Below are 5882 nucleotides of genomic sequence, written 5' to 3'. Positions count from 1 at the left end.
CCCCGGCCAGGCTGTAGAGGACCGGCCCGCCCCGCTCGCGGGCGGCGAGCGCCAAGCGGTACGTAAGTTCGGCCAGGGGGTCGTCCTCGGGCGGGCCCGCCACCACGTCGTCCACCCCGGCCGGGGCGAACACCCGAAGCCTCGGCGCCCCGGGGCCGAGGAGGGCCCAGTAGCGCCGAAGCGCCGCCACCCCCTGGACCGCCCTCTGGCCCAGGGTGGTCACCGCCCACACCTCCTCGGCCGGCCCCACGCTCGGCCGGGCCCGTCCGGCCCACCACGCGGCCGGATACACCGGTACCCGCTCGGGGTCCAGATACCCCAGCAACTCCGGAACCACGAGCCACGTGCCGCCCAAGGTACACAGCAGCACCGGCCTACGCTCTCGCTCGTGCATGAGCCCTCCCGTGGCCATCGGCCCCGCCGACCCCGCGCCCTTCGCCCTTGCCCCACCGGGCATCCCGCCCACCCCGGACACGGAGCCCGCGGGGCGGCTTCGGCCTCAGACGCCCCGCTCTCCCCCGGGCGCCGAACCCGGCCGACTCGGCGCCCGTGTCGCGGGGGGCGAAGGGTTCACGGTTCTCGGCCCTCGGTCAGCCAGGTCAGTTGCTCGTCCAGCGCTGCCAGGGTCCTGGCGTTTTGTTCCTCGGCCCCCGGGCACAGGGCGAGCGCCCCGACCCGGACGTCGCCGGATGGCGAGGACCACACCGCAGTCTCCCGGCCCGGATACACCGCCAACGCCCCCACGACCCCGGGGAGCGCATCGCGGTACGCGTGCATCTTCACGAGGTCGTCTTCCTTTACCGTGCCCGTCCCAAACGGCTCGTCCTCGCCACCGTACAACTCGCCGCCACCCGCTGTTTTTCGGTACTTCGCGTCCAGCACGAGGTGGCGTTCCCCCAGGGAGATCACGAAATCGGGCCGGAGCGCCCCCCGCGAATAGGGCCTCAGCCACTTCTGGAACTCGAAGACGGCCCCGGTCGCGTAGTGAACGCAGAGTCCCTCCGCAACCCGAATCTCCCGGTCGTCCGTGTGCGACAACGGCGCCATGCGCACCGGCACGCCCCATCGGGCCTCCAAGGCGTCAAGCAGCGAAAAGAGGACCCAGTACTCGTACACCGTGGCCACATCCTTGACCTCGCACAGGGCCTCGAGATCGGCGTCGTTCCACCGGATCCGGCTCGCCGAGAAGAACTCCAGGAAATACCGAAACAACTGCCGATACCCGTCGCGGCGCGTGAGCACGGTGGAGGCCCAGGGAATCTGCCGCAGGTCCCCCACGTCCTCGAAGAAGCGGTCGGCCAACAGCGCGTCCAGGAGCCCGGCCGCCTCCCGGAGGGGTTCGTCGAACTCGCCGTTCAATAGGGTTTCGGTGCCCGCGAACCGGCTCCAGAACTCGGCCACCGCCCCCCGCAACTCGGTCAGAAAGTATTTGAGGAACCGATTTTCCGGGGTGTCGTAGGTCCAGTATCGTCGAACGCTCGGGATCTCCCGTGGGAACCGGCGTTGCCCCCCCTGCCCGCCGAGCGCCCGGGCCAGCGGCGTGCCGGCCAGCGGGTGCTCCGGCTCCAGGAGGGCCAGGGCATCCGCCCCCCCGGCGAGGGCCGCGAGCACCCGGGGGCCCACCTGGGACGTCCGTTCCACCGGGGCGGGCTGCTCCTCCGTCTCGAGGCGGCGGTGAGGGTTGCGGTGCACCAGGCGAAACAGCCCTTCCACGCTCAGGGGCTCGGAAAACAGGATCCGCAGCAGGTACAGCAGCGCGGCGTACGAGAGCGCCGCGGGCGGCGGCCCCTCCCGCTCCCACGCAAACCCCGCCGGGGTGGCGAACGAGAACACCACCTCGGGGATCCGGCGGCACACCTCGTCGAACATGCACCGGAACTGTTCGGGGGTGACCTTGCGGTTGACCACCTCGATGGGGATGCCCCGGAATCGGGCTACTCCCACGAAGTTCCCGAGCCCGAAGCGGCCCGCCTCGGGCCCCAGGTACTCCCCAAACGGGGCGAACTCCTCCGGGGTGAGCGGCCGGGGATGGCCCGGCTGGAGCACCACGAAGCAGCCTTCCCACTCCCGGGTTTGGACCACCTCCGGGGAACGGTCGAACGCTTCCAGAACGGCGGGCTCCCACCGCACCAGGGTCGGCGCGAACGCGATGCCCTTTTCCGGGAACCAGGCCCCCACCCGCATCGTCACTCGATGGCGCTCGCGTAGCGCTGCTCACACAGGGTCTGGAGCATCCGGCGCAGCTTTTCGGCCGATCGGGGCAAGCGGAACGTCCGGACGTCCGCCGCCCCAACCCCGGCCACCTCGGCCGGGTCGTCGCGGTCCTTGGCCTCGAGTCGCTCGCAGAACCAGAACAACCGCGCCAGGGGGCGGCCCAGCCGCTGGAGGGTCCCGTGGAACTTGGGCAGGATCTTCTGGAGCACCTGAAGGTCGAAGAGGTTCACCAGGGTTTCGTCGGTCGTCGTTTCGGCCCCAAGGCGGATGAACCGCCCGATCTCGTTCGCCACCCGATACCCGAAGTGGAGGTGATCGGGCGCCAAAAGGCCATGCAGGGCCGGCAGGGGGTTCGGGCTGGCATGGCGGTGCCTCCAGAGGCGGTCGAACGCCTCGTAGTCGGCGCGGGTGGCCGGCACCGCCTCGCCGACGAGCGAGCGCACGTCCGGATCGGTGAACTCCACCGCCGGAAACGCCTCGGTCCCGGTCGGCTCGCCCAGGTATCCGTGGAGGTCCACCTCGTTGAACTCGATCACGTTGGCCCTGTCGAGCACCTTGGGGCTGAACATGTAGGTGGTTTCGTCCACGTTCACCGTGCCCGTGAAGTAGACGTTTTCGGGAATCACAAGCCGCGGGGGCACCCGCACTTCGGCGGCCTCGCCGCCGGGTCCGGGCACCGGCCCGGGCTCGTCGTGGAGGCACAGGGGCTCGGCCCCGCCCCCAAGCCGGCTTTCAAGGCAGCTCAGGAAATCGGAGAAATACTGCTCCACCTTGGCGAGGTTCATCTCGTCAAGAATCACGAAAAAGGGTCTGGCGGTGCGCCCCTCGGCGCGGGCCCGTTCTTGCTCGGCCTGCGCCCGCAGCAGCACCCGCACCACCTCGGTGGGCTGATAGGTCTGGGTGAGGAGATTGTAGAAGCCCAGTACGCCCCGGTTGTCGGTCCAGTCGGGCCGCACCGACACAAATGCGTGGCGTTCCGGCTCGCCGTCCGCCGCGTACCGGGCGAACAACTGTGCGATTTTGGTCTTTCCGGTGCCCGAGATTCCCGTCAGGATCACAAACGGCTTGGTCGCAAGCGAGAGCACGTAGCTTGTGATGACCGTACGGGGAAAGTGGAATCCCACCCCCTCGAAGTAAGCGTACACGTCGCCGGGCTTGGGCTCGGCCCCGGGCAGCACGATCTCGTCCGTCTCCGCATCGTAGTACGCGCCCGCCAACCGCCCGTCAGCCATGGGTTTCCTCCCCGCGCCCGATCTCCCGAATCCACGCCGCCAGATTGCGCCTCACGTGGTCCTCCCAGCCTTGGGTCCATCCCGCCGGTTCCGCCGCCAGGCGCCCCAGCACCTCCTCAACGGAAACCCGCGCCGTCTTCCGCCCCGCAAACGCCGCGAGCACCCGCTCCAGGTCGTCGCGCGTCGGCAGCCTGCGGGGAGCTTCCGTCGCCTCCTCGGACCCGAAGGCCTCGTCGCACAATCGATAGATTGCCGCGAGGTCGCGGGCCACCCGGTCGAGAAGAGCGCCGGGCGTGCCCCAACCGGAGAGGGTTTCCGGCGTCACGTAGTAGCCCAGGCGGTACCACCCCCCGAACGAAGCGTCCCGAAACTCGTCGCAGAACATCGCCCCCGCCTCGCCCAACGCGCGCACCTTCGCCGTGATGCCCCGGTCTGCCAGCACCCGGGCCGTCGTCTCGCCCCGGGGAACCATGAGGCCCCAAAAGAACTGGCGGTCGAACTCCGGAATCGCCTGCCGCCAACCGCTCCGGTCGCCCGTGATCTCGGCGCGGCATCCGGCCGCCTCTTTTTCGTCGAATCCCTCGAGGTGCCAGCCGTAGCCTCTGCGCCCTATTGGAAACACGTACACGCGGCAGAGGTACTGGAAACTCCGCGTGGGGCCGCGCACCGACTTGGGGTTAGGCCGAATCTCCAGCCGTGTGCCCGGGAGCGCGTAGCGCCGTTGAAGCGCCTCGAACACCCGGGCGCAGACCTCCATCTCCTCGGGGCCCCGCCGCGGCGAACCGATCAACCGTGCCAAGCCGTCCAACGATAGTTGGTCCGTCATCCTTCTTCGCCCTCCCGGCTCAACTGCGCCAACCACGCACCCAGGTTCCGGCGCACGTGCTGCCGCCAGTCCGGTTGCCAACCCGGGTCCCGCGCCGCCAGCGCGTCCAACAACTGACTCACCGGTATCCGGAGCTCCCGGGTCCCCTTTCGGCGAAGCGCCGCCAACGCGTCCCGAACCTCCCCAACTCCCGGATAGCGGGGCACCGCCGGCCGCGAAACCGAACCCGTGATGCCCAACGCCTCGCGGTCGAACAGGAAGCGACTGCCCTCCCGGCGGATCGGTAGCCCGTGGTCCAGCTTCAAGTGCCGTAGATGCCCCTCTACCCCGCCACGGGCCGCCTCCATCTGCTCCCACGTCGCCCCCTCCAAGAGCAAATAATCAATCTGTCCCGCGCCGCCCCGGTGCCCCAACCACGACACCGGGTCGGGCCGCCCCGCGCCCCGCAGGCTCGGATCGCGAATCTGCGCGATGGTTTCTCGACGGTCGAGCTCTTTGTTGCGCCGTGTGGTCATGCCTCGCCCTCCCTCGCGCGTTGCGGCAATGCCTTCGATCCCTTCCGTGCAGGTCCAAGGCTACCGGCGTCATGACCGGCGGCTCTACGTCCTTCGGGGTCACTTTTGGGAGTCACAATCCCTTCCCGCCAGGGTCCTCCCCGCCGACTAACTTTCGATGGACGCCCGTAGGCTCTCTCGTCAGCGCCGAGTTCTGCCAGCCCGGCAACGTTGCGGCAGGCTGCCGCGGGTCTGGAGGAAAGGCGAACGCGCCACGGGATCATCTCGTGGGAAAAGGGGCGTGCAAGCCGCCACGCAAGTGGCTTCCCCCGGGGCCACTCGGCGACCCGGCGACCGGGCAGCCGAGATCACTGCTCTACCGCGTCGCGATCTCTTCTGAATCAGGATTCCAGAAGGATGAAGGCAGAAGGCGGAAGGATGAATGACTGCCCCTTGGTTCAACGCGGCGTCACCGCCCCAAACACAAGAGGTTGAACCAGGCAACTCCGCTCAAACGCCCACCGCCGCCGTGCGGATCACGTCACTTCATCCATTTCAGAAGGATGAAGGCAGAAGGATGAAGGATGAATCACGTCGTCCTGGCCTTCACACGCTTCACAATCGTCACCAATATCGACAAGAGTTCGTCTGTTTCCTCGGATACCCTTTTCAACTCCCCCTCCAGCCCGTACCCACCGCCCATCAGCAACTCACACCAGTACCCCGCTTCGTCCAGCTCTTGGATTCCAACCTCAAGCTTCGACACGAACTCCGCGTCCGAACGCGCTCGCCTTGCCTCCCGATACTGCGCCCCGACACTGGTCGCAGACCTGAGCAGTTGGCGGCCCAGCACGCCTGCGCTGGTCGTTCTCGGCAAGGAGTCTACGAGCCGAACCACAGCAAGAGCGTACTCCTTCAACCGAGTGTCAATATCGCCATCACGGTTGGCTACGCCGCCCCTGTTCCTGCTGGGACCTTCATCCTTCATCCCTCATCCTTCATCCTTCCAAACTATCCCTTCTGAATCAGGACTCCAGAAGGATGAAGGCAGAAGGCGGAAGGATGAATGGCTGCGCCTTGGTCCAACGCGCTGTCACCGCCTCAAACGCAAAAGGT

Annotated in this window: 5 protein-coding genes and 1 pseudogene; all 6 read right to left on the bottom strand. The window is 68.0% G+C overall.

From position 1 onward, the window contains the following. Nucleotides 1-394: pseudogene (locus ACY0I8_RS15545) on the bottom strand (hypothetical protein); the annotation flags it as partial. A gap of 176 nt (nt 395-570) precedes the next feature. Beyond that, nucleotides 571-2184: a DUF2357 domain-containing protein gene (locus tag ACY0I8_RS15540; RefSeq protein WP_461395467.1), complete on the bottom strand. Its 1614-nt coding sequence runs from the start codon at nt 2182-2184 to the stop codon at nt 571-573. Between the two features lie 2 nt (nt 2185-2186). Continuing rightward, a complete protein-coding gene (locus ACY0I8_RS15535; RefSeq protein ID WP_461395466.1) occupies nt 2187-3446 on the bottom strand; it encodes an McrB family protein in 1260 nt (419 codons plus the stop codon). Then, entirely contained in the window at nt 3439-4272 is an 834-nt protein-coding gene (locus ACY0I8_RS15530) for a hypothetical protein (protein WP_461395465.1), read from the bottom strand. The genes ACY0I8_RS15535 and ACY0I8_RS15530 overlap by 8 nt, the downstream gene beginning before the upstream one ends. After that, nucleotides 4269-4787, bottom strand: a complete 519-nt coding sequence (locus tag ACY0I8_RS15525) for a hypothetical protein (RefSeq protein ID WP_461395464.1) — start codon at nt 4785-4787, stop codon at nt 4269-4271. Before ACY0I8_RS15525 ends, ACY0I8_RS15530 begins: the two co-directional genes overlap by 4 nt. Before the next feature lie 568 nt (nt 4788-5355). Beyond that, a complete protein-coding gene (locus tag ACY0I8_RS15520) occupies nt 5356-5754 on the bottom strand; it encodes a four helix bundle protein (protein WP_461395463.1) in 399 nt (132 codons plus the stop codon). Between the last annotated feature and the right edge of the window lie 128 nt (nt 5755-5882).

It is taken from the genome of Deferrisoma sp. (assembly GCF_054681715.1).
Note: the sequence above shows the minus strand (reverse complement) of the source record. Positions and strands in the feature narration are given on the sequence as shown.

Excerpts from the sequence above, each read along its gene's own strand:
- ACY0I8_RS15540 (WP_461395467.1), bottom strand. The coding sequence starts at position 2,184 with ATGCGGGTGGGGGCCTGGTTCCCGGAAAAGGGCATCGCGTTCGCGCCG.
- ACY0I8_RS15525 (WP_461395464.1), bottom strand. The coding sequence starts at position 4,787 with ATGACCACACGGCGCAACAAAGAGCTCGACCGTCGAGAAACCATCGCG.
- ACY0I8_RS15530 (WP_461395465.1), bottom strand. The coding sequence starts at position 4,272 with ATGACGGACCAACTATCGTTGGACGGCTTGGCACGGTTGATCGGTTCG.
- ACY0I8_RS15535 (WP_461395466.1), bottom strand. The coding sequence starts at position 3,446 with ATGGCTGACGGGCGGTTGGCGGGCGCGTACTACGATGCGGAGACGGAC.
- ACY0I8_RS15520 (WP_461395463.1), bottom strand. The coding sequence starts at position 5,754 with ATGAAGGATGAAGGTCCCAGCAGGAACAGGGGCGGCGTAGCCAACCGT.